This window comes from Blastopirellula marina DSM 3645, from assembly GCF_000153105.1.
Taxonomy (GTDB): Bacteria; Planctomycetota; Planctomycetia; order Pirellulales; family Pirellulaceae; genus Blastopirellula; species Blastopirellula marina.
This window is the reverse complement of sequence record NZ_CH672376.1, coordinates 3,317,834-3,344,054: the sequence shown is the minus strand read 5'-3', so window position 1 is coordinate 3,344,054 and position 26,221 is coordinate 3,317,834. Positions and strand designations below refer to the sequence as shown.

General features: G+C 58.3%; 14 protein-coding genes and 1 tRNA gene. 8 read left to right on the top strand and 7 right to left on the bottom strand.

Annotated elements, in window-relative coordinates:
* Nucleotides 1–222 precede the first annotated feature (222 nt).
* The gene (locus DSM3645_RS28410; RefSeq protein ID WP_050769394.1) at nucleotides 223–5,148 is read left to right on the top strand and encodes a PVC-type heme-binding CxxCH protein; all 4,926 of its coding nucleotides are present in this window, start codon (nucleotides 223–225) and stop codon (nucleotides 5,146–5,148) included.
* A 58-nt stretch (nucleotides 5,149–5,206) separates the two neighbouring features.
* Nucleotides 5,207–6,232, top strand: coding sequence for a ThuA domain-containing protein (locus tag DSM3645_RS15470; RefSeq protein ID WP_002653165.1), 1,026 nt, complete (start codon nucleotides 5,207–5,209; stop codon nucleotides 6,230–6,232).
* A 43-nt stretch (nucleotides 6,233–6,275) separates the two neighbouring features.
* On the opposite strand, the gene DSM3645_RS15465 is transcribed toward DSM3645_RS15470, so the two are convergent.
* Nucleotides 6,276–7,667, bottom strand: coding sequence for an RtcB family protein (locus DSM3645_RS15465; protein ID WP_002653164.1), 1,392 nt, complete (start codon nucleotides 7,665–7,667; stop codon nucleotides 6,276–6,278).
* A 737-nt stretch (nucleotides 7,668–8,404) separates the two neighbouring features.
* A complete protein-coding gene (locus DSM3645_RS30930) occupies nucleotides 8,405–8,572 on the bottom strand; it encodes a hypothetical protein (RefSeq protein ID WP_202594948.1) in 168 nt (55 codons plus the stop codon).
* Nucleotides 8,573–8,870: 298 nt separating this feature from the next.
* On the opposite strand from DSM3645_RS30930, the gene DSM3645_RS15455 reads away from it, so the two are divergent.
* Nucleotides 8,871–10,208 (top strand): GDSL-type esterase/lipase family protein, encoded by a 1,338-nt coding sequence (locus tag DSM3645_RS15455; RefSeq protein WP_002653162.1) that lies wholly within the window; start codon nucleotides 8,871–8,873, stop codon nucleotides 10,206–10,208.
* A gap of 122 nt (nucleotides 10,209–10,330) precedes the next feature.
* Here DSM3645_RS15455 and DSM3645_RS28405 read toward each other — a convergent pair whose 3' ends face one another.
* From DSM3645_RS28405 to DSM3645_RS15440, 3 genes are all read right to left on the bottom strand, one after another.
* Complete coding sequence (locus tag DSM3645_RS28405; RefSeq protein ID WP_002653161.1) at nucleotides 10,331–12,751, bottom strand: protein kinase domain-containing protein; 2,421 nt, start codon at nucleotides 12,749–12,751, stop codon at nucleotides 10,331–10,333.
* 5 nt (nucleotides 12,752–12,756) lie between these two features.
* Nucleotides 12,757–13,365 carry a sigma-70 family RNA polymerase sigma factor gene (locus tag DSM3645_RS15445; protein WP_002653160.1) on the bottom strand — a complete coding sequence of 203 codons (609 nt, stop codon included), beginning with the start codon at nucleotides 13,363–13,365 and terminating at the stop codon, nucleotides 12,757–12,759.
* A gap of 579 nt (nucleotides 13,366–13,944) precedes the next feature.
* A tRNA-Gly gene (locus tag DSM3645_RS15440) sits at nucleotides 13,945–14,015 on the bottom strand.
* A 580-nt stretch (nucleotides 14,016–14,595) separates the two neighbouring features.
* Between DSM3645_RS15440 and DSM3645_RS15435 the strand changes: the two genes are divergently transcribed.
* Together DSM3645_RS15435 and DSM3645_RS15430 are read left to right on the top strand one after the other, a co-directional pair.
* Nucleotides 14,596–18,693: a DUF1592 domain-containing protein gene (locus tag DSM3645_RS15435; RefSeq protein ID WP_002653157.1), complete on the top strand. Its 4,098-nt coding sequence runs from the start codon at nucleotides 14,596–14,598 to the stop codon at nucleotides 18,691–18,693.
* A 30-nt stretch (nucleotides 18,694–18,723) separates the two neighbouring features.
* The gene (locus tag DSM3645_RS15430) at nucleotides 18,724–20,028 is read left to right on the top strand and encodes a DUF1552 domain-containing protein (protein ID WP_040351880.1); all 1,305 of its coding nucleotides are present in this window, start codon (nucleotides 18,724–18,726) and stop codon (nucleotides 20,026–20,028) included.
* Nucleotides 20,029–20,046: 18 nt separating this feature from the next.
* Here DSM3645_RS15430 and DSM3645_RS28400 read toward each other — a convergent pair whose 3' ends face one another.
* Both DSM3645_RS28400 and DSM3645_RS15415 read right to left on the bottom strand, forming a co-directional pair.
* On the bottom strand, nucleotides 20,047–20,883 hold the full coding sequence (locus DSM3645_RS28400) for a formyl transferase (RefSeq protein WP_002653155.1): 837 nt from the start codon (nucleotides 20,881–20,883) through the stop codon (nucleotides 20,047–20,049).
* A 553-nt stretch (nucleotides 20,884–21,436) separates the two neighbouring features.
* A complete protein-coding gene (locus tag DSM3645_RS15415) occupies nucleotides 21,437–22,411 on the bottom strand; it encodes a DUF4886 domain-containing protein (protein ID WP_161603353.1) in 975 nt (324 codons plus the stop codon).
* A 269-nt stretch (nucleotides 22,412–22,680) separates the two neighbouring features.
* Between DSM3645_RS15415 and DSM3645_RS15410 the strand changes: the two genes are divergently transcribed.
* The 3 genes from DSM3645_RS15410 (at nucleotide 22,681) to DSM3645_RS15400 (ending at nucleotide 26,208) form a co-directional block, all read left to right on the top strand.
* Nucleotides 22,681–24,039: a Gfo/Idh/MocA family oxidoreductase gene (locus DSM3645_RS15410; protein WP_002653152.1), complete on the top strand. Its 1,359-nt coding sequence runs from the start codon at nucleotides 22,681–22,683 to the stop codon at nucleotides 24,037–24,039.
* Between the two features lie 223 nt (nucleotides 24,040–24,262).
* Entirely contained in the window at nucleotides 24,263–24,802 is a 540-nt protein-coding gene (locus DSM3645_RS15405; RefSeq protein WP_002653151.1) for a sigma-70 family RNA polymerase sigma factor, read from the top strand.
* Nucleotides 24,799–26,208, top strand: a complete 1,410-nt coding sequence (locus DSM3645_RS15400; protein ID WP_002653150.1) for a hypothetical protein — start codon at nucleotides 24,799–24,801, stop codon at nucleotides 26,206–26,208. The genes DSM3645_RS15405 and DSM3645_RS15400 overlap by 4 nt, the downstream gene beginning before the upstream one ends.
* Nucleotides 26,209–26,221: the final 13 nt, after the last annotated feature.

Sequence of the window (26,221 nt, the reverse complement as noted above, 5' to 3'; positions counted from 1 at the left end):
TTTTCTGTGGGATGCACGAATGATCGCGGCGAGAAGCACAAGCCATCGGAAGTTGCGATGTACGGCCGAATTCGCCGCTGTAATCGATCACAACGCCCCTAGAAACCTTATCCGCGTCTGGAAACTGTCCGTCGGGAAGGTTAAGATCGGGGGCAATCCTCGTGCGCCGCGCAGTCAGTGCTGCGACCTGCCTTCGATCCTGCCTCCTTGAGAACTGATTCTATGCGAAGCGCTCTGCTTTCTCTCTCGGCATGTCTGTTCCTTCTTCCCGCGGTAGTGACGAACGCCCAGACGCTTGATCTGAAGCAGGGAGATCACATCTCGATCATCGGCAACACGACCGCCGATCGGATGCAGCATCACGGTTGGCTAGAGACGTATATCCACGCGCTCCATCCCGACCTGAATCTCACGTTCCGCAACTTGGCCGTCCCCGGCGACGAGCTAAAACTGCGACCGCGCGAAGATAACTTCGGCAGCCCGGACCAATGGTTGACCAAGAACGAGACCGACGTCGTCTTCGGCTTCTTCGGCTACAACGAGGCGCTGCAGGGTCCTACGAAGCTGGCCTCCTTTCAACAGGATCTGGTCGACACGATCGACGGCATGCGCCGTCAAAAATACAACGGGACCAGCGCTCCGCAGATCGTCCTCTTTTCGCCGCTCGCCCACGAAAATCTTTACAGCCGTCATCTCCCCGACGGATCGCAGAACAACGTCAACCTGAAGCTCTATACCGACGCGATGCGCGAAACGTGTGCGGTGAAAGACGTCTTGTTCGTCGATCTCTTTACGCCTTCGCTGGAGATGTACGCCGCCGCCGAGAAGCCGCTGACCATGAACGGCATTCACTTGCTTGAGCACGGCGACAAGGCGATCGCCGAAGTCATCATCCCACAGCTGTTCGGCAAGCCGGCGCCCAGCGCCGATTCGACGCTGGTGCAAAACCTGCGCGACGCAGTTCTGGAAAAGAACTACTTCTGGTTCAGTCGCTATCGCGTGGTGGATGGTTACAACGTGTTCGGCGGCCGCTCGAAGCTCGCTTGGTTTGGGCAATCCAACGCCGACGTCATGTTGCGCGAAATGGAGATCTTTGACGTCATGACCGCCAACCGCGACAAGGTGGTCTGGGCGGCTGCCTGCGGCGAAGCGTTGGAAGTCAAAGATGATAATCTGCCGAAAGAGCTGACGGTCAAACCGAACCGCGACGGCGATCTGGCCGACGGCCGCTTCTCGTACCTTGCTCCCGAAGCCGGTTTGGAAAAGCTGACCCTGGCCGCAGGGTTGCAAGCCAACATCTTCGCGTCGGAGGAGATGTTTCCTGAGTTGATCAACCCCGTCCAAATGGCGGTCGATCCCAATGGCCGCCTGTTCGCGTCGGTCTGGCCCAGCTATCCCCACTGGAACCCGGTGGAGCCGCGGCATGACCGCATCGTTTGCCTGCCGGACGATAACGGCGACGGCGTGGCCGATCGTTGCGTCATCTTCGCTGACGGGTTGAATAGCGTAACCGGTTTTGAATTCTGGGGCGGCGGAATGATCGTCGCCGCGCTGCCGGAGCTGTGGTTTTTGAAAGATACCGACGGGGACGACAAAGCGGACGTGAAGATTCGCATGTTGCAGGGGCTTTCTAGCGCCGACTCGCACCACTCGGCCAACGCGATGGTATTGGGCCCCGATGGTTGGATATACTGGTCGCGCGGCATCTTTAATGTCGCCACCATGGAAACGCCGACGCACACCTATCGCTCGACGCAGACCGGCGTGCATCGCTTCAATCCCCGCACGTTTGAGATGGAGTTCCACTACCCCATCGGTCCGAATCCGCACGGCGATGTTTTCGACAAATGGGGCTATCAGTTCGCCAATGACGGCACCAGCGGCACCGGTTCGTACGTGAACATCGGCAAAGGCCGCGGCAACAAACAATGGTTCAAAAAACGGGTTCGTCCGGTGGCTGCGACCGGGATCATTTCGAGCAGCCATTTCCCCGAGAAGTTTCAAGACAACTTTTTGATCTGCAATTGCATCGGCTTCCTCGGCGTCTTGCAGCACGAAGTGAAGTACGACGGCGCTGACATTACGGCGGAAGAGATCGAACCGATCCTGGTCTCGTCCGATCCCAACTTCCGCCCTTCGGATGTCGAAATCGGCTCGGACGGCGCGTTGTATGTCGCCGACTGGGCGAACGCGCTCATCGGCCACATGCAGCACAATATGCGTGACCCCAATCGCGACCATCAGCATGGAAGAATTGTGCGCGTCACCGCGAAAGATCGCCCGCTCGTAACGCCGGTAAGATTGAAAGACAAACCGCTGGCCGAAGTGCTGGACGCGTTCTACGCCCAAGAAAACTCGACGCGTTATCGCGCTCGCATCGAACTCAGCGGCCGCGATTCGGACGAAGTCGCCCAAGCGATCGCCGCTTGGGTAGCGACCAAGGACGCCAGCCAACCGGATGACGCCCAGGCGATGCTCGAGTGCATCTGGGTTCACGAAGAACACCGGCTCCCCAATCGCGATCTGGTCGCCGCCGTGCTGGCGGCCGCAGAGCCGCGCGTCCGAGCCGCCGCGATTCGTTCGCTCGGTCATTGGGCCGGGGCGATCGAGGACTGGGAGCCGCTGCTGTTGCAAGCCGCGCATGACGGCTCTCCACTGGTTCGCGCCGAAGCGATCAAGTCGGCTGTCAACTTTGCCGGCGCGGACGCCGCGGAAGTGATTTTTGTCGCCGCGTCGCAACCGACCGATCCGGAACTGGACGCCGTATTGGCCTATGCTCGCAGCCAGATCGACGTCGATGCGATGATCACCGACGCGCTCGCGTCGGGGCGCAAGCTTTCGCCGGCCGCAACCTCCTACGCATTGCAAAAGGCGAGCACCAATCTGCTGTTGAAGCTCACTCGCACGCCGGAAGTCTACGCGGCGTTTTTGAGCCGCGCAGGCGTTCCGAGCGCCGACCGCCAAGAAGCGTTGGCGGCCCTCGCCCAAAAAGCGGGCCGCAGCCCAACGGCCGAGTTGATCTCTTGGATCACCAAGGCCGAACAGGAAAAGCTGGCGAGTCTGAACGACCTGACCAAGTTGTTGGCCAAGTCGTCGCCAGAGAACTTGGCCGCATCGCAAGCAGCGCTGGCCCAACTCGCCGCGACGGCGTTGACCGCGCCGGTGCGCACGTCCGCCTATCAAGGTTGGATTCAAGCCGGCGGGGCCGAAGCGGCCTGGCAAGCAGCGTCGCAATCGCGAGACAAGCTCGCGGATCTCCTGATCGCCGCCAAGCGAATCAGCAAATCGGCCGCCGCGTCCCCTTTGTACGCACACATCCAGCCGCTGATGTTCGAGTTGCCGGCTCACTTGCAGTCGAGTTCTCCGCAAACCTCGGCGGACGCCCCCGCCGTCGCGTTTGAATACTACGAGCCGAACCCGGCGCAGAACGTCGCCAACGAAACGCTGGATGCGGTCAAGCCAACGTTGGTAGGCCGGATCGACAATTTCCAGAAGTACGTTCCGAAAGGGCGGAAGGATGCGTTCGCGACGCGTCAGACCGCGGCGATCGATATTCCGTCGGCCGGCGAATACACGTTCTTCACCGCATCGGACGATGGTTCGCGAATCTACATCGACGGCGTGCAGCTGGTCAATCATGACGGCCTGCACGGCATGAATGAAAAAGGCGGGGCGCTGAATCTGACGGCTGGATTGCACGAGATCGTCGTCACCTACTTTGACAACGGCGGTGGTGACGGCCTGCAGATCTCCTGGAAGGGGCCCGGAATCAAAAAGCAGCCGATCCCCGCGTCGATGCTTCGTCCTGCCGGTCAAACCGACTTGCGTCGGGCCGCGATCGAAACGATTTCGGCCTGGCCCGACCATCAAGCGGAGAAGATTGATGACTTCACCAAGCTGATTGCGATCGAGTCGATCGCCGCCGCCGGCCTGGAAGCGCTGGCCAGCTTGCCTTCGCGACCGGTCATCGATCGTTTGTCGCTGCAAGACCGCGGTCAGGTGCTGACGACGTTGATTGATCTCGCGAGTTCGGCGACTCCGGTCGAGCGCCAAACGGACCGATACGCCCGTCAATTGGCGTTGGGCGAAGTGCTCGCACGCAGCTTGTCGTCCGATCAAGAGAAGTATGCCGCGACGCTTCGCGAGCTGCGCAACAGCATTCCGGTCAAAGTCGATCCGCAGCTTTTGGCCCTGGGCAAAGAAGTCTATACCCGCGAAAGTCACTGCGCCACTTGCCACCAAACGCATGGCCAAGGGATGCCGAACCTGTATCCGCCGCTGGATGGCAGCATTTGGGCGACCGGTTCCGAAGATCGCTTGATCAGCATGGCCCTGGACGGGATGCACGGTACGATCGAAGTGAAAGGGAAGCGTTATAGCTCTCCTCCCTTGCCGCCGATGACCGGTTTCCGCCAGTTGCTGAATGACGAGGAAATCGCGGCGGTCCTTACCTTCGTCCGTAACTCGTGGTCCAACCGCGCGAAGCCGATCGAAGCGAAGCAAGTCGCCAAGCTGCGCGCCGTGGATCGGGGAGACGAGACCTTCTGGTTCGCCAACGACTTGTTGGCCAAATATCCGCTCGAAGATGGGAGCGCAGCGATCGCGGCGAATCCTGCCGGCGACCAATGGACCCCCAAGTTTGTCAAAAACTGGACGTTCGATCAGCTGAAGACCGATCAGGTCACGTCCGGCAAACGTTCGTTTGAGACCGGCCAGATCTACTTTGGTCGGCTGGGCTGTGCTCAATGTCACCAGTTGAACGGCAAAGGGGGAAACTTTGGTCCCGATTTGTCGAAGCTGGATGTCAAACGCCAGACGGCCAAACATGTGCTCGAATCGATCTTGGATCCGTCGAAGCAAATCGATGAAAAGTATCGCATGCAGTCGATCCTGACGCTCGACGGCAAAGCGATCTCCGGCATGGTGATCCTGGATAAGCCGGATGAACTTCACTTGTTGACCGATCCGCTGAGTCCTGACAAACCGACGATCATCAAGAAGGATGACATCGACGATCAGGCCAAGACCAAAACGACGATCATGCCCAACGGCCTGATGAATTGGCTGACGGAAGCAGAGATCTATGATCTGGCCGCGTTTGTACTCGCCGGCGGCGATGAGCAGCACAAGATCTATGACAACAAATAGTCGAGTTCTGATTGCGTCGACCTCCATCACTTCACCTCGATACCTCGGTTATACTCCCATGCGTCGCATCGCTATGAGCTTGCTCTTCGGACTGTTGGCCGCTCCTGCACTCGCTGCGGCCGAGCCGCTGGTCTACGAAGGTGATTCCGGCGTCGGCAAAGGGAAGCACATCGTGTTTCTCGCCGGCGACCATGAGTACCGCTCGGAAGAAGCGTTGCCGGCGCTGGCCCGCATCTTGGCCAAGCGCCACGGCTTCAAGTGCACCGTCCTGTTTTCGGTCGATCCCAAGACCGGCGACATCTCGCCGGGCTCGAGTTACATGCCGGGGACCGCAGCGTTGGAAACGGCCGATCTGATGGTCATCTTCCTCCGCTTCCAAAACTTTCCGCCCGAGCAGATGCAGCCGATCGTCGATTACTTGGAGCGCGGCGGTCCGGTCGTCGGTATGCGAACTGCGACCCATTCGTTCAAGATTCCCGGCAATTCTCCTTTCGCTCGCTTCGACACCAGCTATGGTGGCGAAGAATACAAAAAGGGATTCGGTCGTCAGGTCTTGGGCGAAACCTGGGCAGGGCACTACGGCACGAACCATAAAATGTGTACGCGGCTCGATATCGTCCCGGCCGAAAAGGACCATCCGGTCCTCCGCGGCGTCGAAAAACCTTGGGCGCAATCCGGCGGCTACTGGACCGAGCCGATGTCCGATAGCCAAGTGTTGGCGATGGCCCAACCCCTTAGCACGATGTCGCCTGACTCCGATCCAGCCCCCGGCAAAAAACCTTGTCCCGGCGTTTGGGTTCGCAGTTATGCAGGGAAGGATGGCGCCACCGGACGCGTCTTCACCACGACCAACGGCGCTTCCGAGGATATCCTGGATGACGACTTCCGTCGGATGATGATCAACGGGTGCTTCTGGACGATCGGCCTGGAAGACAAGATCACGTCGGATCTCGACATCGATTTTGTCGGGCCGTACCAACCGGTCACGTTTCGCTTTGGCGGCCACCGCCAAGGGGTGAAACCGGCCGAGCTGTCAGGCTGGGACGCGCCAATTCTGCCCGATCACTCGCCAAAACAAAAATAAACGAGAGCGCGTCCTAGAGACCGACGCTCTCGTCTGCGGTTATTCAATCTTCGGCCTTGCTGCCGTCGTCGCACATCTTGACGATCCGTGGATCGAAGCGTGCGACGATGTCGACCAGGTCGGCCTGCTCGTTCATCACCTGGCGGATATCTTTGTACGCGCCAGGCACTTCGTCCGCGCCTGCCGACAACACGCGCACGCCTTTCTTCTCGAGGTCGTTCTTCACCGCTTTCCAGCTGAACTTATCCCGCGCCTTGGTGCGCGACATTTGCCGACCGGCGCCGTGCGAGGCCGAACCAAGCGACGCCGCATTACCTTTGCCGCGGACGACAAACGCCGGATCGGCCATCGAACCCGGAATCACGCCCAGCTCGCCGGCGGCGGCCGGAGTCGCTCCTTTGCGATGCACGATCACTTCCTTGCCGCCGTGCGTTTCTTTCCAGGCAAAGTTGTGGTGATTCTCGACTCCGGCGATGATTTGCGAACCCAAGAGCTTCGATACCTGACGATGGATCACGTCGTGGTTGGCCGCGGCGTAATCTCCCATCAAGTTCATCGCGGCCCAGTATTCCTGGCCCGCTTCGCTCTCGAGATCCAACCAGGCCAGCCGGCCGAGATCTTCGTACTTCTTCGGCAGCGCCGCCTGCGCAATCGCGCTGTACGTCGAACAAACCGCGGCGCCTGCGCCGCGACTTCCGCTATGGCTGAGCAGCGCCACGTACTGACCCGCGTCCAGATTCAATTCTTCATCCCGCTCGGTCAGCGTCAGCAGCCCGAACTCGACAAAGTGATTGCCCGATCCCGAAGTTCCCAGCTGCTTCCACGCGCGGTCCTTCTTTTCGCGAGTGATCCGCGTGATCGACCAGTCGGCGTCCATCACCGCGTGCGCTTGCGGCTTTTGATACTCCTTTCCGACGCCAAACCGCGTTCCCCCTTCCAGCGCCTCTTTAAACCGGTTGAACTGAGAATCGATCGCGTCCGCGGCGATATCCAAGACCGACAGCTTCATCCGGCACGCGATGTCGACGCCCACCGCGTACGGAATGACCGCGTTGTCACACGCCAATACGCCGCCGATCGGCAGACCATAGCCGACATGCGCATCCGGCATCAGCGCGCCAGCGACCGCAACCGGCACGCTGCAGGCCTGCCGCATTTGGAAGTGCGATTCTTGGTCGATCCCCGACTTCCCCCAAGTTTCGTACGCGACCGGTTCGGCCCGCACAAAGTTGCGATCGTCAATAATCGCCTGCGCGAACTTGGCGAAGTAGTCGTCATCTAAAAACGCTTCCGGAGCGTCCAAGACTTCCTTGATTTTTGCTTTGACCTGCTTGCTGTCGGTCGTCCGCGAAGAGATAGCGAACTGAATCGCCGTGATCGCTTCCCGGACGCACTCTTCCGGCACGCCTAATTTTTGCAGCTGTCGTCCGTTCATAACATTGTCGTCAGGTTCTCTACGTCGATGAGAAAGGGTTCTGAATAACTCGCCGCGACGATGGCGATTCCATTTGTAACAGGCTGAGACCCGAAACGCGCCTGGGTGGTTCGGCAAACGACGATTGTCCCACTGCCCAGACTCCCCTTAGCCAACTCGCAATATCGGAGCTGGAATCAGCGGACCGGACCGTAGCAACTTTTTTTCCGTGCACACAAACGACCCGAGCATTAATCGGGGCGGACCACCGGACCGGACCGCATCATTTTTTTTTGCGATTGAGTGGACTGGACCGCGACGTTTTTTTTCGCCCGCTGTGTGAGCGGCAATTAAGTAGCCTCTATTCGTCATGACAAGCGTTTTATGGTGAAGGTGGTTTCCTCGAACTTGCGGCTAACGATCCTTGTGATTCGCTTCACAATGTGGACTGGACCGCAGCGCGTTTTTTTTTCAGGCGCGCAGGTCTGCGGCGACGCGAGCCCGAGTGCGCAAGTTGAGAGAATTTGGTCTCCCATTCCGGCACACATAACCAATCGCTGATATCGAGCCGTTCGCTCTAACGGATCTGTAAATCGGACCAGACCGCCAGCGTCACAGCGGCGAGAATCGCGAATTACCAAAGAGCGCCGGAGCCCAACATGCCGGCGAGCAACTCGAATCTTCGCCACTGGGCAATCAACCATCGATCCGTGCGCTTTGTCAACCGAGACCTTTCCCAAAATGAGCCCCGGCCTCCCCTAGGCAAGTTTGGGACTGTCGATTGACAACGCGGCCGAATTTACCGAGGCCGCAAACTGCGCGGCATCGTCGCTCAAAAAAGTGGCGACCATCGGGAACACGGCGTCACGGAAGCCGCCGAGGGTCAAAATGTCGGCGCGGTCCGGCTGGATGTCGATGCAGACCAACTTGGGCGACGTCGCTACTTGAAGACCGTCATGGTCTCCCCACAGGCGGTCGGACGATTCTGTGTTTCGATCAAGCCCAACGAAGAATCGCCAAGATACGTGCGCCTTGCGGCGCAACACAGGTGAGGTGATGCAATCCCGGCAGTCAGTTGGGTACAGAAGTAGACGACCCACTGCGAAAAAAGTTCAGCCCCCGTCGATTACTCCCGGTAGTGGTGCATCCCCCTTTTCCGCCGACTACAATGGGGCTTCTAATCCCTTACCCATTGCTTGCCTCGGATTGTGACGGAACTCCTCGATGACCTTCAGAAACTCGTGCCGCGCGTTGATCGCCGCTTCGCTTGTCTTGTTGATCACTCTGCCTACGGCGGCGCAAAAAACTGCGGACGCCGACGCGAAGTTCGCGATTCCGGCGACGGACGAAGGATTGCCAGGCACGGGCCCGATTCGTCGCTATGACTGGTTCCGTAACCTGTGGCAAGCGAAGCGGAGCGGTTGGTCCCAGCAAGTCGCCGCCGACCAAGGCGCCGTCGTCTTTCTGGGCGACTCGATCACCCAAGGCTGGGGCGACAATCTCGGCGGTAGTTTTGGCGATTTGAAGGTCGCCAATCGTGGGATCAGCGGCGATACGACCCGGGGGATGTTGGTTCGCCTGCAGGAAGATGTGCTGTCGCTCCACCCGCGCGCCGTTGTGATGTTGATGGGGACCAACGATCTGGAGGAAAACGCCGAGCCGGAGACGATCGCCGCCAATTTCAAACAGATCATTGCGGCGCTAAAACAGCACAATGCCGAAATGCCGATCATCGTCTGCAAGGTCTTCCCGAGCTCGGCGAAGAAGAGTCGCCCGGCCGATAAAATCCAACAGGTGAACCAGCTTTACGAACAAACCGTGCATGGCGATCCGCAAGTCACGGTTCTCGATACCTGGAAGCTATTCGCCAACAAAGATGGCGACGCTAAAGCGGAGGAGTTCCCCGATCTGCTGCACCCGAACCAAACCGGTTATGCGATGTGGGCCGCCGCATTGCGACCGATCTTCGCCACGCTGGGCTATCTTGAGACCGAACAGGACGATTTTGAAAACGAGCCAGGCTTCGTCAGCCTATTCAACGGCAAAGATCTGACCGGCTGGCAATTTCATGCGACGCCGCCGCGCAAAGGAAAACCCGGCGGCATTTCTCGTCCCGAGGTTCCGCAGGCCATCGCGTTCGACGGCCAGACCGCGAGCGATGATGGTCGCTACGTCGCCGTCAACGGACGTCTGGTCGTCACGACTCCGGCCGAAGGACGCCGCATTCAGCAGCTTTGGACCACGCAAGAATTCCCTCACGACTTCATCTTGAAGCTTGAGTTTCGCGCCACCCCCAACGCGGACAGCGGCGTCTTCATCCGCCAACCGCAACTGCAATGCCGCGACTATGGTTTGGCCGGTCCGTATACCGCGCTGAAGAACTACAAACCGCAAGCTTGGAATGAGCTGGTCGTCACGGTCAAAGACAACACGGCCCACTGCACCTGCAACGGCGAACTGCTGGAAGCGGCGCTGAAGGTCCCAGCAACCGGCGGCATCGGCCTAGAAGGAGATCGCGGGCAGATGGAGTACCGGCGGATTCGGGTGAAGGAGTTGAAGTAAGACGCGACAAGACTGTGCTATCAATTGAAGGGCCCGACAGTCCTTAATCGGTAAGCAAGCTTTGGCCGCCGCGGCGACGCCGGAGAAAATTGGCCGCGCTGCCTGCGCATCGGTTCATCGCATCAGGGAGCGAGTTGTCCGCCTGACGGATTCGTCGGCGGCACGGTAAGATCACGCACTCGGATGTTGCGGAATTCGACGAGGTTCGCAAGTCGCTGAAATGCGAGGCTCCCCGTTTGATGAGGGAGATTTAACGAGTGACTCAGGACATCGTTATTGTCGATCGCGACTTGGACCATAGGGGGCTGATAGCGAATTCGCATTTTGTGCCAACCTGGCATTCGCGTCTCGACGCGTTGCTTTGCCGCCGCAAGATTGTGCAAACTGCCTGTCCGCTGAATATCAGGAATGTTTCTAAATTTGGGCGCGGCGTCATCAATAATCTGAATCTCAAGAAACTTACTTCCCACTAATGGCTCTCCGGGGCGACTATTCAGAAAGACGCCGCTATTTCCACCTTCTTCTAGTTTGTATTCAAATTCTAGTTCATAGGCGTCATATTTTTTTTCGAGCATAATCCAGCCGGCCTCCTGAGGCGACGTTCCCACTCCAATGAGTGATCCACTGGCTACTCTCCACAGCGTAGGTCCTTGGATGGACCAGCCTCGCATATCACGACCGTTAAAGACCGAGACCCAGTCTTGTGCGACGTCTGTCGTCGGCGGCACGTTGCTAGAGGCCGCTGCAGGTAGAGAAGCAGCGGCGGGCTTTTCCCAGGAGATCTCGACCTGCGAGTTTTCGCCGCTGGTAATGGTGAACTGCGAGACATCAGTCTTCAAACCGCTGCTTGTTTCTATCGCAAATTTGTAGGGCCCCGCTGGGAGCGGCGCGGTCAGTTCGGTCCGGTCTAGTTTGATGTCCACCGTTTCGTTGGTCTTCGTATTGACGACATGGATCTCTTGATCGCGCAGGTGCGCGACAAAGGCGTCTCCCTTTATCGATACGATCAAATTGCCATGGGGAGTGGATACCTTGAACAACGCGCCAAAACCAAAGTATCCGATGATCGTTAGCAACAACGCGACAGCGACCGCGCCGCCATAAAAACCGGGCGAACCGCCGCCTGCTTGGACGGTGCGTTTGCGACGACCTGGGGGAGCCGGCGAAACCTGTAGCTGAGGAGCGACAAGCGGCGCACCGCCGACATGCTGCTGCGTTTCCAAGAAGGACGTTGGCGACGTGTCCGCTTCCGCCTCCGCTTCTGGAACGATCTGACGGATTGCAACCTTCCCTTTATCGTGCAGCCGCGGACGAATCCTCTCCAATTCCGCGATCAATTCTGTCGCTGATTGATAGCGGTCTGCCGGCAGCTTCTCTAGACATTTTTGGTAGATCGCGTCAAGCTCTAGCGGTACGTCGCTGCGAAACTGCGACAATGACGGTGGAGTCTGTTCGCGATGCGCCAGCAACTTGACCATCAGTTCTTCGCCTTCAAACGGGGGTCGACCGGTTAGGAAGTAGTAGAACGAGCAACCTAAGCTGTAGAGATCGGCCTGCGGCTTCACCGTCTTGGAGCTGACGGCCTGTTCTGGCGACATGAAATCGACCGTCCCCATCACCGAGCCCTCTTGCGTCAGTCCCGCGGGATCGTCTTCGGACGTCAAGCGGGCGATGCCCATATCGAGGATTTTCAAAACGCCCTCCTCGTCGATGAGCAGATTGGCCGGCTTGATATCGCGATGCAACAGGCCGACGCGATGGGCGTATTCCAAACCGCGGGCCGCTTGGATGAAATAATCGACCGCTTGGGTTACGGAGAGCGGCCCCGTCTTGCGGACAATCTTATGGAGGTCGCTCCCCGGAACATATTCCATGACCAGGAAATGAACACCTTCGGCTTCGTCGGCGTCAAAAGCGGTCACGATATTGACGTGGCGAAGTTGGGCCGAGGCCTGAACCTCTTGATAAAAGCGAGCCAGGGCTTTGCTTTTGTTTTTGACCTGACCGTGGATCACCTTTAACGCCACTTCGCGGCCCATCTTGCTGTGCCAAGCTTTGAAGACTTGCCCCATGCCGCCGGCGCCGATGCGGTCTTGAACGATGTAACGTCCCAGTTTCAGTCCGCGAGTCTGACCTCGAGCGATCGCGCGTAGTTGAAACCGCGTCAGTAGTTTGGATGTGAGCAGCAGATTGCAAAACTGATAGACGTTTTTCGTCGGTTGGGCGCTGAGCGTCTGTTTTAGTTCTTCGGCGTCGATGACGTCGGCCTTGGTCAGGTGCGCCTGCAGCGTCGCCAATTCCAACCCTTCAGGCAGCAAGAGGGAACTTCCCAACTCTTGCGGCGTGGGAAGATGCAGCTCGCATTCGACCTGGTTAGCGCGTTTTAAACTGTCGAAACGTTGGAGTGAGCCGACATAGCCGCGCAGCTTTGCAGCTAATTTCGGATCGTTCCCGGCCAGCGAAGTGGGGTCCACCGGAGTCCCCTTCGCGACGGTCTCTTCCCATTTCTCCAGCAAGTCCAAGATCTGGTCGTCGACTTTCATTGCGATTACGACTCCGAAGGTTTCAGTAAATCAGGAGCCAAATCGGCCAATAACAAACGTGCGTGCAAGTAGCGTCGTTGAATTGTTTTTGTCGAAACGCCCAGCAGTCTGGCCGCGTCAGCATGCGACGCGTCGGAGTACCACAACAGCGAAAACGTTTCTCGCAGATCTTCTGGCAACTGGTCGACCGCTTCGTGAAACTCGGCCCACTGCGCCAGTGTCACCGGAGCGTCCAACTCATTTCGATCAGGCGCGTCGTCCAGGGCGAAGTTCGACTCATGATTCGCCGCCGCCGACATAGGCCCCAAGTGCTTGCGGGCCAGATCAATCAACGTTCTGCGAATTTGCAGATTCGCCAGATTAAAGTAGTGTCGCGCGGATGTCGGCTTCACTTCCTTTAAACTGCGGTAGAGACGAATCGACGCCTCTTGAAACACGTCGTCAGTTTGCTCCCAACGCGCCAATCGCGGATAAGCTTGCATCATCGACTTCGTCAAGCGCTGCAAATGGTTTAACGAACGAGCCAGGATCAAATCATAGGCGACGGCCGGGCGTTGGTGCGCGGTCGCTAGAATCTCGTCAATTTGGGAATTTGTCCCCGATATCAATTCCACCAATGCGCTATCCCTTGCGGAGGCCTATCGGATCGAATTTGACCTGTCACTTGTCGGCGCCCTTTCGAAACACTCTCCCGCTACTATCTAATGCGAGCGAATGCCGACCAACTGGGCAGAGATTTTCAAAAACTTTTGACATCGACACGTTTACGTCAGAGTTTTCCCGCTTCGCCGACTTGCGCGGGCCGAAACGCCTGCCTGAGTCAATTTCACCTCAAATTGAGTCGTCAAGCAACGAGATAGGCGTGCTCGAGGTGAAGGAATAAGCAAGTACTCTCGTACTCGACCTGGCTTGGGCCCACCGACCAATGCGCGGCGGTTGAAAAACCGAGCAGCGGATCCGAGACGGAAGAAATGGGAGTCGAACACCGATGGCTCTGGGAGAGGCGCACCGCTTTTCTAGATTCGGAATGGCGAACGCATTCCTTTGGCTTGCGCCGCAGGCTTGTGTTCTGATTTTGTGAGCATTGGCTTTTTTGTTCCGATTATTACTTCCCAAGCTGCGACAAAGCGATTAACAGTCGCCTTCCCGTACCAACACAGGACCCACCGCAAAAATTGTCATCAAACGGACAGAGCGCCCAGTGGGAGTCGAACCCACACTTCCGCCATGGCAAGGCAGTAGGCTGCCGCTACATCATGGGCGCATGGTTGGAGGGAAAATGGAAAAGCACCGGGTCGGAGTCGAACCGACGTCGCCGCATTACGAATGCAGAGTCTTCGCCTCGAGACGAATCTTCTTCGTAAGCCCCGCCGCGAAGAGAAAAGTCGCATGCGACTTTTAACAAACTGGCTTTGCTTGGTTCACGAAGGTGCTTGCGTCGCATTGTCTGAAAGTTAGACGGCGAACTCGCTGGGCGGTTCGCTTTTTTCCGCCAGAGATTCGCCGCGCAGCCGGCGACGCATTTTTCGTCGTTCGAGATTTAGCCGTCCGGCGGCGGCAAATATCGGCCGGATTTTCCGGCAGAACCTGCTAGAACGACCTGTTCGCCAGAGAAGAAAACAGGGATCGCTAAGCTTCTTATTGCCGAAAATAGCATGCTACATTTTGTCGAGGGAAAAATGTGACAATATCCGCCGTATCAAGTAGATTCAGAGTTCACCTAAAACTCCTCCCGTTTTTCGTTCCGCTGCTTGTTCCCCGCCCCCGCTTCCTTCAGCACATTGGACCCGCACATGCGGCCTCCTGGTCTTGCGGCACGCTTTCAACACCGACCCTGCTGGCGAATGCTCGCGGTTTGCGCTTTGACGACGATGGCTCCGGCGGTGCTGCTGGCCGAACCGTTTGCGCCCCTTGGTCAACAGTATTACGAGCAGGTTCAACCGCTCCTCAAGACCTATTGTCTCGATTGCCATTCGACCGACGCGAAGGAAGGAGAACTCGATCTCGAACGGTTCGCCGATTTCGCCGCGATCCGACATGACCCGGAGATTTGGCAGCGCGTCGCCGAGATGATCGCCGGTGGTGAGATGCCGCCCGAGGAGAACGCGCAGCCGACGGCCGCCGAGCGCCGGCATTTGTTGGCCTGGACCACCAGCTATCTCGACGCCGAAGCGAAAGCCGACGCCGGCGATCCTGGCCCGGTGCTGCTTCGTCGCTTGAACAATGCGGAGTACGCCTACACGCTGCACGATCTGACCGGAATCGATTTCGACCCGACGCGCGAGTTTCCGGTGGACGGCGCCGCCGGCGAAGGGTTCACCAACACCGGCGCTTCGCTGGTGATGTCACCAGCGCTGTTTCGCAAATACTTGGACGCCGGTCAGGCGATCGCCCAACATGCGGTGCTGCTGCCGGATGGGTTTCGCTTTATCGAAGGAACGACCCGCCGCGACGCGACCAACGAGATTATCGCCCAGATCCGTGAGATCTACACGCGACATACGTTGGACGGCAGCGACCCGAGCGTCCTCGACCTCTGGACCATCGCTGACCCTCAGGTCGGCACCAAACTGGATGGACGCGTTGATCTTGATCTGTATCTGCCGGCGCTGGTTCGCCATCGTGAGCGTCTGCAAAGGGAGCCAACTGCGGCAGTGGAGATCGCCGTCGCCGAGAAAATCAATCCTTCGTATTTTGCAAGGATGGCCGAGTTGCTGCTGGGCAGCGCGTCTCAGTCGCCGCTGCTGGATGACTTGCGACGGCGCATCGCCGGAGCGAACGAAAAAGAGGCGCTGCAGATCGCCAGCGATATTCGCGCCTGGCAAGAGCGACTTTGGAAATTCAATCGGGTGGGCCATTTCGGCGGTATTCGCCCCTGGCAACAAAGCCAAGACGCCGTCGTCGCGTCGCAAGACTTCCGGATCCCCGTCAATCTGGAAGCTGGAGAACCAGACCTCCTATTGCTGACGACTGGCTCCTCCGGCGATGCGAATCAAAACGATGTCGCCCTCTGGCGCAATCCGCGATTTGTCCGAACCGGGGGACGGATCATTCCGCTTCGCGAGCTGCGCGGCGTGGCCAGCGCCTATGAACAAAATCGCCAAGCGGTGCTGCAGCATCTCACGCGTTATCTGAGCGCCGCATGGGAGATCAAATCGACCGACCAAGCGCCCGATTTCGCTGCCACAGCTCATTCGCATCAGATTGATCCGGTGCTGTTATCGGCATGGGTCCGCTATTTGGGGATTTCCGCGATCGAGCCGGTGACGCTCGCCGAGTATCTCGATCAACCGCTGGATAACAGCGCGGCGATCCGCGGCTGGGGCAGGGCAGGGCTGAACGATCTTTCGCTGGTCGCCAACTCGACCGACGAAACGATCCGCATCCCCGGCGACGTTCGCCCCCACTCGATCGCCGTCCATCCTCGTCCCGAGCGGTGGGTCGCCGTCGCTTGGCGATGCCCGGCGGATGGGACCTATCGCGTCCAACCGCAAGCGTTTGATGCGCACAATGCGTGCGGCAATGGATTTCAATGGCGACTTGAACATCGTCGCCCAGGAGAACAGCGGATTCTGGGAGCGGCCGATGTCGGTTCCGGTCTGACCGCCGAGTTTCCCGCGCTTCCCGAACTAGCGATGAAAACAGGAGACATGCTGGCGCTGCTGATCGGCCCCCGCACTCAGGAACATACCTGTGACTTGACGGGGATCGAATTAGAGATTCAGTCGACGACGGACAAGGGCCGAACCTGGTCCCTATCGCGAGATTGCGCCGATTCGATTGCGGACGGCAATCCGCATGCCGACAAGCAGGGTAACGCCGACGTTTGGCATTTCTTTGCGCAGACGTTCAACCTCTTGGAAAACGACCGGAGAGTTCAAGACTCGCTCGTCGCGCAGTGGAGCCGCGCCGGGGATGAGATGCGAGCCCGCGAAATCGCCGCCGAGATGGAACTGCGCGTGCAGTTGGGCTCGATCGCCGGTCGGGAGGATCCCAACCCGAACCTATTTCGCGAGTTGACTTCGATCGACGGTCCGTTGCTCGCCTCGTTGACCAATGAAGATCTCGGCCAAGTGAAGATTACGACACCGATGAATCACGGCGTCGCGCCGGATCGTTTCGTCACCGATTCCGCCAACGACTTGATTTCGCGCGCGCCGGAGATCCTGGAAGTCGCACTGCCGGCCAACATGCTGTCAGGCTACGAGTTTGTCGTCACCGCGACGCTTGCCGACGCAGCGCAGAATGAGGGAAGCGTCCAGGCCGAGGTCGGTCGCACACGAGCGGCGGCCGATCGCCTGATCACGGGCGCGTCGATCATCGCCGCCCCCGGCAGCGCAGCCGCCGAGCGGTTTGCGAGTTCGATGAGCCAATTCCGCGAGCTCTTTCCGATTGCGTTCTGCTATCCGCAAATTGTGCCGGTTGACGAAGTAGTGACGCTGGTGCTGTATCATCGCGAAGATGAGCCGCTGCGACGCTTGCTGCTAACCGAGACCGAAACCGCTCGCTTGAATCGTCTCTGGTCGGAGCTCCGATTTGTCAGTGGAGACGCGCTGACGATCGTCGGCGCTCTTGAACAGCTGTTGGAATACGCGACGCAAGATGGTCGTCCGAGCGACTTTGATCCGGTTCGCCAGCCGATCCAAGACAATGCGGATGCTTACCAGCGGCAACTGGCGGAGGCCGAACCGGTGCAGCTGGACGCGTTGGTGGAGTTCGCCGCGAAACTCTATCGCCGTCCGTTGACAACCAAAGAAGAGACCGGCATTCGCACCCTTTACGACAAACTGCGCGAGCAGGAATTTAACCACGATCAAGCGTTTCGCTTGTCATTGGGCCGACTATTCGCTTCCCCAGCGTTTCTCTATCGATTGGAAACTGCTCGCCCAGGACGCGGCTCGTCGCCTGTCTCCAGCCGAGAGTTAGCGATCCGGTTGAGCTACTTTCTCTGGTCATCGCCGCCGGATGCAAAGTTGGAACATCTCGCCGCGGCGGACCAACTACAAGACGAAGCGACCTTACGAGCAGAAGTCGAACGAATGCGGGTCGATCCGCGAAGCCGGCGTCTGGCGATCGAATTCGCTTGCCAATGGATGCACATCCGTGACTTCGATCAATTTGACGAAAAGAGCGAACAGCACTTTCCAAATTTCGCCGACCTGCGCGGTTCCATGTACGAAGAATCGGTGCAGTTCTTCGCCGACCTGATTCAGCGCGACGGTTCAGTTTTAGAGATCATCGACGCCGACCACACGTTTCTCCATGAAACGTTGGCCAAACATTACGGGATCCCCAACGTGGTCGGCTCGCACTGGCGGCGCGTGGATGGGGTTCGGCAATATGCGCGCGGCGGAATCCTTGGCCAAGCGTCGGTCCTTTCGATGCAAGCTGGCGCATCGCGGACGAGCCCCATTTTGCGCGGCGCGTGGGTCTCAGAAACGCTGCTGGGCGAACGACTGCCGCGACCGCCGAAAGATGTGCCGATTTTGCCGGAAGCGGCGCCGGCCGGTTTGACCGAACGGCAACTGACGGAACAACACACATCGGTCGCTGCGTGCGCCAAATGCCATGCGCGAATTGACCCGTATGGTTTCGCGCTGGAAAACTTCGACGCGATCGGCCGTTTCCGCCGACAAGATGTGCAAGGTTCGCCGATCGTCACCGACTCTGTCTTGCTCGATGGGACTCCGCTCGCCGGTTATCGTGATTTGCGCGACTATCTGTCCGGCGCTCGGCGCAGCGCATTTGTGCGACAGTTTTGCCGCAAGTTGCTCGGCTATGCGCTAGGTCGATCGATTCGCTTGTCGGACCAGCCGCTGCTAACGAAGATGGAAGCGGAGCTGGCCGAAAACGACTATCGCATCGGCGCCGCGATCGAAGCGGTCGTGTTGAGCCGCCAGTTTCGCGAGATACGCGGCCAAGAGTTCGTCGGCATCGATTGATTTGCCCCTACCCCACTTAGGAATCGAACCATGAAACGTCGACTTTCCCGCCGCACGATGTTGCGAGGTCTTGGAGTGAGTATGGCGCTGCCGTGGATGGAGTCGACCGCGGTCTGGGGCGAACAACGTAACCAACAGAATACCGGAGCGGAGGCGCCGCTGCGGTTCGCCGTGCTGTTCGCCGGAAACGGATTTCATGGCCAAGAGTGGTGGGCCAAAGGCGCCGGCGCAGCGATGGAGTTGGGCGGAGTTCTCACTCCGTTGACCGACTACCGCGAGCGGATGCTTTTTCTGGAAGGGCTCTACAACGAAGAAGCGCTGAAAGGAAACATCCATAGCTCGCAGACCGGCAACTTGCTGTCCGGTGCTCCGCTCGCCTCAGGCGGCGAGATCCGCTCGGGCGCCAGCATCGATCAGGTGTTGGCTCAGCGATACGGCCGAGGGACCAAAGTCCCCAGCTTGGTGTTGGCGTGTGAAAAGTCGAATCCTTCGGTCCACAAGAACTATTCGATGCTCTATAGCTCGCATATCTCTTGGAGCTCGCCGACCACGCCGACTCCGCTCGAACTTTACCCGGCGCTGGCGTTTGATCGTCTGTTTAAAGAAGGCTCGCATCGTTCGGACGAAAGCGTGCTTGACGCGGTCCTCAGCGACGCATCCGATTTGCGCCGCAATATCAGCACCGCCGATCGTCGCAAACTGGACGAGTATCTCGACTCGGTTCGCGAAGTGGAACGACGAATCGAATTGGCGGCGGAGCGCGGCGAACTGCAAGGTTGGAAGCCGACGCTGCAGCAGCCGAACATCGCTCGTCCGGCTAACGGCGCGCCGCAAGATATCGGCGAGCATATGCGCCTGATGTGCGACCTGCTGGTGCTGGGTTTTCAAACCGACGCGACGCGGATCTGTACGCTCAAGCTAAACAACGACCATTCGTCGCTCCGCTTCGCAAATCTCGGCATTGACTACATGATTCATCATCTACTCTCGCACCAGGACTCCGACGACTGGTTGAAAGTAAATCAATTTTTCGTGGAGCAGTTGGCCTACGTCGCACGCAAGTTGGACGCAATTCAAGAGGGAGAGCGCACGGCGCTCGACAATTCGATGATTCTCTTTTGCTCCAGCATGCTGACCGGCCGGACGCATGATGCGACGCAATTGCCAGTCCTGCTATTGGGCGGAGCCGGCGGCAAGTTGGAGACGGGGCGCGTCCTTAACTATCGCGACCAGCCCAACCGCAAGATGTGCAGTCTGTATCTGTCGCTAATGGACAAATTTGGGGTGACGCTCGATAAGTTCGGCGATTCGACCGAGCGATTGAAGAACATCTAACGACGCCGCGTGCGGACTTTAAAAGTCCGAAGCCGGCTTTCCGATATAGATCGCGTCGCGAGCCGTTGCGATTTGCTGGTTGCGCTGTTGCGATCGGCGGCGCCACCAATAGGCCAGATCGTGTCGCCAGGTCCGTTTTCGTCCCAGATAGAGCGTTCCCTTTTCTGGGGCGACGAAACCCTCGACCGTTTGCGTCTCTTCGATGCGAGCCAGAACTCCCGGCAGCAAGCGCGCCGCGACTTGCGCCGCTTTGACCGTCAGCGTATCCTCGTTATCGTCTGAGGTGACTTCGATAAATCCATGCGCCAGAACCGGACCGGTGTCGATACCGGCGTCGATGCGGTGAATCGTCACGCCGACATTGTTCGAGTCGCCGTGGTAAAGCGGCCAGAAGAGCGTGTTCTCGCCGCGATACGCGGGCGCGATGCCCCAGTGGATGTTAATCGTCGCCAGACGCGCTAGCCCAAAGATCTCCGGCTTCAAGATGGGACATCCTGACGTAATGATCACGTCGGGTTGCAGTTCTCGCAACAGCGCAACGTTGGCTGCGCAATTGAATTCGCGGATCGAAACGATCGATGGCTCCAGGTCTGAAAACTTGGAGTCGGCAGTCGGGCCGAGCAGTTTGGCCACCGTTTGAAAATGTCGAACGCCGCGCCAGGAATCGTAGCGCGACTGTAATCGTCGGCCGATGACCCCCAGCGGCGATCGCAAAACCTTCGCATATTGCCGCCAGGTCGTTGGCTGCGAGGTCCAGACAGGCTGAATCAGATGCCGCAATGGACTTGCTTCGTGCAACTTCGCCAACACATAGCGGTGCTGCGGCGTAAGGGTACTGATCGCGACGACGTTCAAGAGCTCTACCTTGTGCTACGGATAAATTCGGAATCCGATCGATTCGTTTTCGCAATCGCAGCAGCGAAAAAACGAAGTAGATCGGAGTCCCCGCGCAAAAGACTCTTCAGAAACTTCACCCGATCCAATGCCGGAACACATTTGCCCATGCGCTCTGATCAAATCGTGTAAACAAACTTCGGCTAATCGTCTCTTCGGATACATCGTCAAGACCGTATCCGACATTTCGACGTTCACCGTCGCGGCAATCAATGCCTCGATAGCTATGGTAATTACCGTTGGCCAAAACGGAACGACAATTTACGCAAAATACGCAAGTCCTTGCCTGTCGAGATGCAATCCACAGTCGTGGCTTAGCTCGCAAGGCGTAATAGGTATCCGTCCAGAAGTACCGGAATCCCAAGGTCAGGCGGACCAGCGTCAAGGAGACCTGCCAAGGGATTAGCATTGACGGACTCGGCGTCGTCAAGTCACATCGGAGCCTGCAACCGCTAGAAGGGGGGGCGATTTGAATTTGCAGCAGACCAACGGTCAACCGGCGTGAGCCGTCCACCTATTTCTGCAAAGCAGTCAGCGGGACGGCTGGCTGCTGGAAACTAGCAACCGTGTCATGCGCGATTGCCTGCAGCACTTTCAATTCGTCGGCCGGTATCCCTTGCGGTGCAAAGTCGTTCTTCCGAATGTCATGACCGATCAATGCTTCGTACCAGACGGCGCCGAGGAGATATTTTCCGCGCTCATTCATGTGCTTGGGATCCAGCTTGAGCTTCCCTTTACCTTGGTCTCGATACCAGCCGACCACCAGTGAATTCTCCTGTCGCGGCAATCCCTGAGCCGGAGGCGATTGGAAGTTGAAGTCGTTGTCCACTGCGTACTGCCGATCGGGGCGCTGACGGTAGGCCTGGATGGCGGCGCCAGACGGGATGACCGGCGTTTGAAATTTTTCGGCGACTTGCCCGTAGGCGTCGGTAAGCTGCTGGTACATTTCCGCTTGCGAGATCTTCCACTGCGCCAACAAGGGAGCGTCCGTGCGGTAGGCCCAAGTTTGATGAAACGCGATCTTCGCTTGCGGCGCCGCTTTGCCGATCATCGCGACCAGGTTGTCGACAGAGGGATGGTAGGTGTCAGGCCGCCAACTATCGCTGCTCGCTTGCTGCAGGGTGATCACGTCCCACGGCTCGGCGGCCAGCATTTGTTGCAACGACGCCGACTCTCTTTTGCCGTCGCGGACCAGTCGATATTCTTTTCCCCCTTGGCCGGTCACCGCCGCCGCCGCGTTGTTCCAGTGGCGCTGAAGGGTGCAGCCGCCAAGATTCGCTTTCTTCAAGAAAAGCTCGGCGGTCGGATCGGCCTGAAAGATCTCTGGCAGATAGGTGCAAGCGTTGTCGGCGAAACTATTGCCGATCGTCAGCAGACGAACCGTTCGCACGTCGGCTGCTGGCTCGGCGCCTTGGGCGACGTTTGGGATCGGAAAAAACAGCGCAATTGCGGCCACCCAGAGCAGGCCATTCGACAGAGACGCAAGCATAGAAAGAAACTCCGGCGGGATATTGTAGAGAAGCCCCCAGTCTAGCATCTCGCCGGTCGGCATGCGAACATCTCATTAGATGCTGCAAGCTATTGCAAAGTCTAATTCTTCCTCGTGGTTTAGGATGGCCGCTGGAAATTGACCTCTCGCGCTTGGCGGCGATTTCCCAACTTCCTGCCTCCTTGCCCCTTCCACCTCACGCAGCAAAGCGTCGCGAATGAATGTCGGCCGACAGCGACGTGGCTACTACCTATCTCTAGGGAACTCTCATGGCGAAAAACACTACTTCGCGGCGCGTCTTTCTTCAATCGACGGCGACCATTACCGCCGCCGCTGCCGCGCTGGGGCCCAGTCTGTATGTCTCGGCGGCTGAGACGCCCAGTAAAGAAAAGTTGAACATCGGCATCATCGGCGCCGGCGGACGCGGCGGGGCCAATCTAAGTGGAGTCGCCGGCGAAAACATCTATGCGTTTTGCGACACCAATCCCGACGCAATTGAAAAAGCACGTGACTTTATCCCGGGGACCAAGATCTTCACCGACTGGCGCGACCTGCTGCAAGAGAGCGCGATCGACGCCGTGGTGATCAGCACGGCAGATCATCATCACACGCCGGCGGCCCTGGCGGCGATGCGTGCCGGCAAGCATGTTTACTGCGAAAAGCCGCTCGCTCATACCGTGCAAGAAGCTCGGCTGATGCAGGAGGTCTATCTGGCCAACAAGGACAAGATCGCCACGCAGATGGGGACGCAGATTCACGCGACCAACAACTATCGTCGCGCCGTCGAGCTAATTCAGTCAGGCGCGATCGGCCCAGTGACCGAAGCGCACGTCTGGTGCAGTCGCACGATCAATCCCGTCGAAACCGCCGTACTGGCGCAAGAAACGACGCCGGCCGGGTTTGACTGGGACGTCTGGTTGGGCCCCGCCGCGATGCGTCCATACAATACGCAATATTGGAAGGGGGGCAATCTCAACTGGAATCGCCGCTGGGAGTTTGGCAACGGCGTGCTGGGCGACATGGGCAGCCATTTGATTGACTTGCCCTATTGGGCGCTTGGCCTGCATCGTCCCACGAGCGTCGTGTCGGAAGGCCCCGCCGCCGATGAGATCGCCTGTCCGCCGTGGCAGCAGGTCGCCTGGGAACATCCGGCTCGCGCAGGAAACCCGAACTGGGCCGCGCCCACCAAAGTCGTCTGGTATCACGGTCCCGAAGGGATGCAGCGTCGCAGCGATTACCTGCAGCCATTGGTCGGGGATGCGACCAAGATCAACGATTGGTCGATCGGCGTCGCATTTATCGGCCCGCAAGGAGTGTTGGTCGCCGACTATGGCAAAGTGGTGCTCGCGCCTGCCGATAAGTTCCAAGATTTCCAACCGCCGGCGCCAACGATCGCGCCGAGTCTCGGTCACTATCAAGAGTGGATCCAAGCGGCGAAAACCGGCGGCGAGACGCTTTGCAACTTCGCCTATTCCGGCGCGCTGATCGAGCACAACCTGCTGGGTAACGTCGCTCATCGCGCCGGTGAAAAGCTGGAGTGGGACGCCGCTCAGCTGCGAGCGACCAACTCGCCCTCAGCGAACGCGCTGCTTACCAAAGAATATCGCAACGGCTGGGGCCTCTCATGATTCGGGACCGAAATACCGCGTGATATCACGCTAACCCCTTAGCTCGTCAAACCTTCCGAACCAACCAGCGCGGTCGCCATGTTCCTGGTGGCCGCGTTTTTCTTGCGCCGTAAACCAGAATTTCGGCCGAGTTAGAAAATTCTTTGTAAGGTGCGGCCTCTTTCTGTAGATAGTAAAGCGAGACCGACGCCCCCACGTCACCCGCAAGCCGGACCTGGCATTGATGTCGCATACTGACCCAACGTTGACCGACGAAGATTTCATTCGTCTCTTAACCACCTATCACGGGCGGATTTTGCATTACGTCGTCTCACTCGTCCCCAATCGGGCCCAAGCCGAAGACGTGATGCAAGAGGTTTCGCTGGCGCTGTGGGAGAAGCGGTCGCAATACAATCCCGACCTCAACTTTCTGACCTGGATGCGAGCCTTCGCGCGAATCCAGGTGCTAACGCACTACCGCAAACAATCGCGAGCGCCAACGCAATTGTCAGACGAAGCGCTGCAGCGGGTCGTCGCTTCGATCGACGCTCAGCAGCATATGGTTGACGATCAGCTGACCTTGCTGCGCAGCTGTCTGCAGAAGTTGCCGCTGCCGCAGCGAGATCTGGTCAGCCGCTTTTACGACGGCCGACTCGACGTGTTGGCGGTCGCCAAAGAGCTGCAAATTCAACCGAACACGCTGTACGTCAAGATTCATCGCATCCGCGAACGCCTGTTGTCCTGCGTGCAAAAACAATCCGCTTCGATAGGTATTCTCGTATGAGCGACGCTCGCTCGGACAATTCGCGCTCTCCAATTTCCCACGAAATCGCTCAATTGGTCGGTCGTTGCCTGGGCGAGTTAGGGACCGCAGAAGATTGGCGCACGCTGAATCATCTGCTGGAGACCGATGACGACGTCTTGCAGTATTACGTGGCGCACAGTGGACTGAACGCGACTTTGGGCGCGTTGGTTGACTGGGACGCCGATCGAGTCGCAGGTCCCGCACAACGTCGTTTCTCGGATTGGCGGATCGCGGCGACCGCGGCGCTTGCTTGCAGTCTCTTGATTGGAGTATCGCTCACCTTGCTCTGGGCGTTTCCATCGGATCAGGCCGAGCCTTCGCATGTAGCGCGACGAATCTTCTCGACCGCCAGCGACTTGAAGATCACCGGCAATCCGGAATATGAAACGCAAATTATGCCGGGCCAACGCATTACCTTCAGCGACGGCACGGTCGGCTTTTCGTTGCTTTCCGGCGTTGACCTGGTTGTCGATGGTCCCGCCGAAATGGAAATTGTTTCGCGCGACTACGTCCGTTTGATCTCAGGACGCTTGATCGCGAACGCCCAAGAGAAATCGGAGTCGATCACGATCGAAACGCCTCATTGCCGTATCAACGATCACGGAGGCCGGTTTGGACTCGTCTCGTTGGTGGGCGAAGCCGACAACATCGCCGTCTTTCAAGGCCAGTTGAATCTGTCGCGACGCAGCAAGACGCATGTGCTGCGGACGGGAGACGCCGTCCGAATTGACGCCGAGGGAGCAATCTCACGATTGCCGACGGTCTTGGCCGGATTATTTCCGAATGACCGCGACATCAACCATACGACGCTCGCCGATAACGTCATCGAATCGGTCACCGACAACGTGAACGACGAATCGGTCTACGCGTTCTATCATGTGGCGCCCAGCGGCTTTGGCGAAGACGCCGTCGCCTATGTCGATCGCCACCATGAATGGAATAGCCTTGGCCCAAACGGCATCCCTCCATTTTTGCGAAACGCCGAATATGTCATGACGATGAACGACGATCGCTTTCACGAAGCGGCGCTGCGAATTGATTTGAAAGTGCGCAAACCGGCGATGGTCTATGTGCTGTACACCGAGTGCATGTACGTCCCCGATTGGCTCTCACGCGACTTCGTCGATACCGGTTACAAAGTTGGAATGGATGAAGGGCCCTATCTGATGGATGGGGGATTCGTTCACCAAGAATACAGTCTGGCCGTCGGTCCCAATCGTAGCGTCGACAGCAACTTTCGCGTCTGGGCGCGGAAAGTAGAAGCGCCCGGCGTGATCACGCTGGGAGGGGTCGATATCCGCGAATACGATCTGCCGAAGCCTGAGTTTGGCGCTCACAACGGAACCAACATGTACGGCATCGTCGTGACGCCGCTCAAAAAATAATCAGGATTCATTT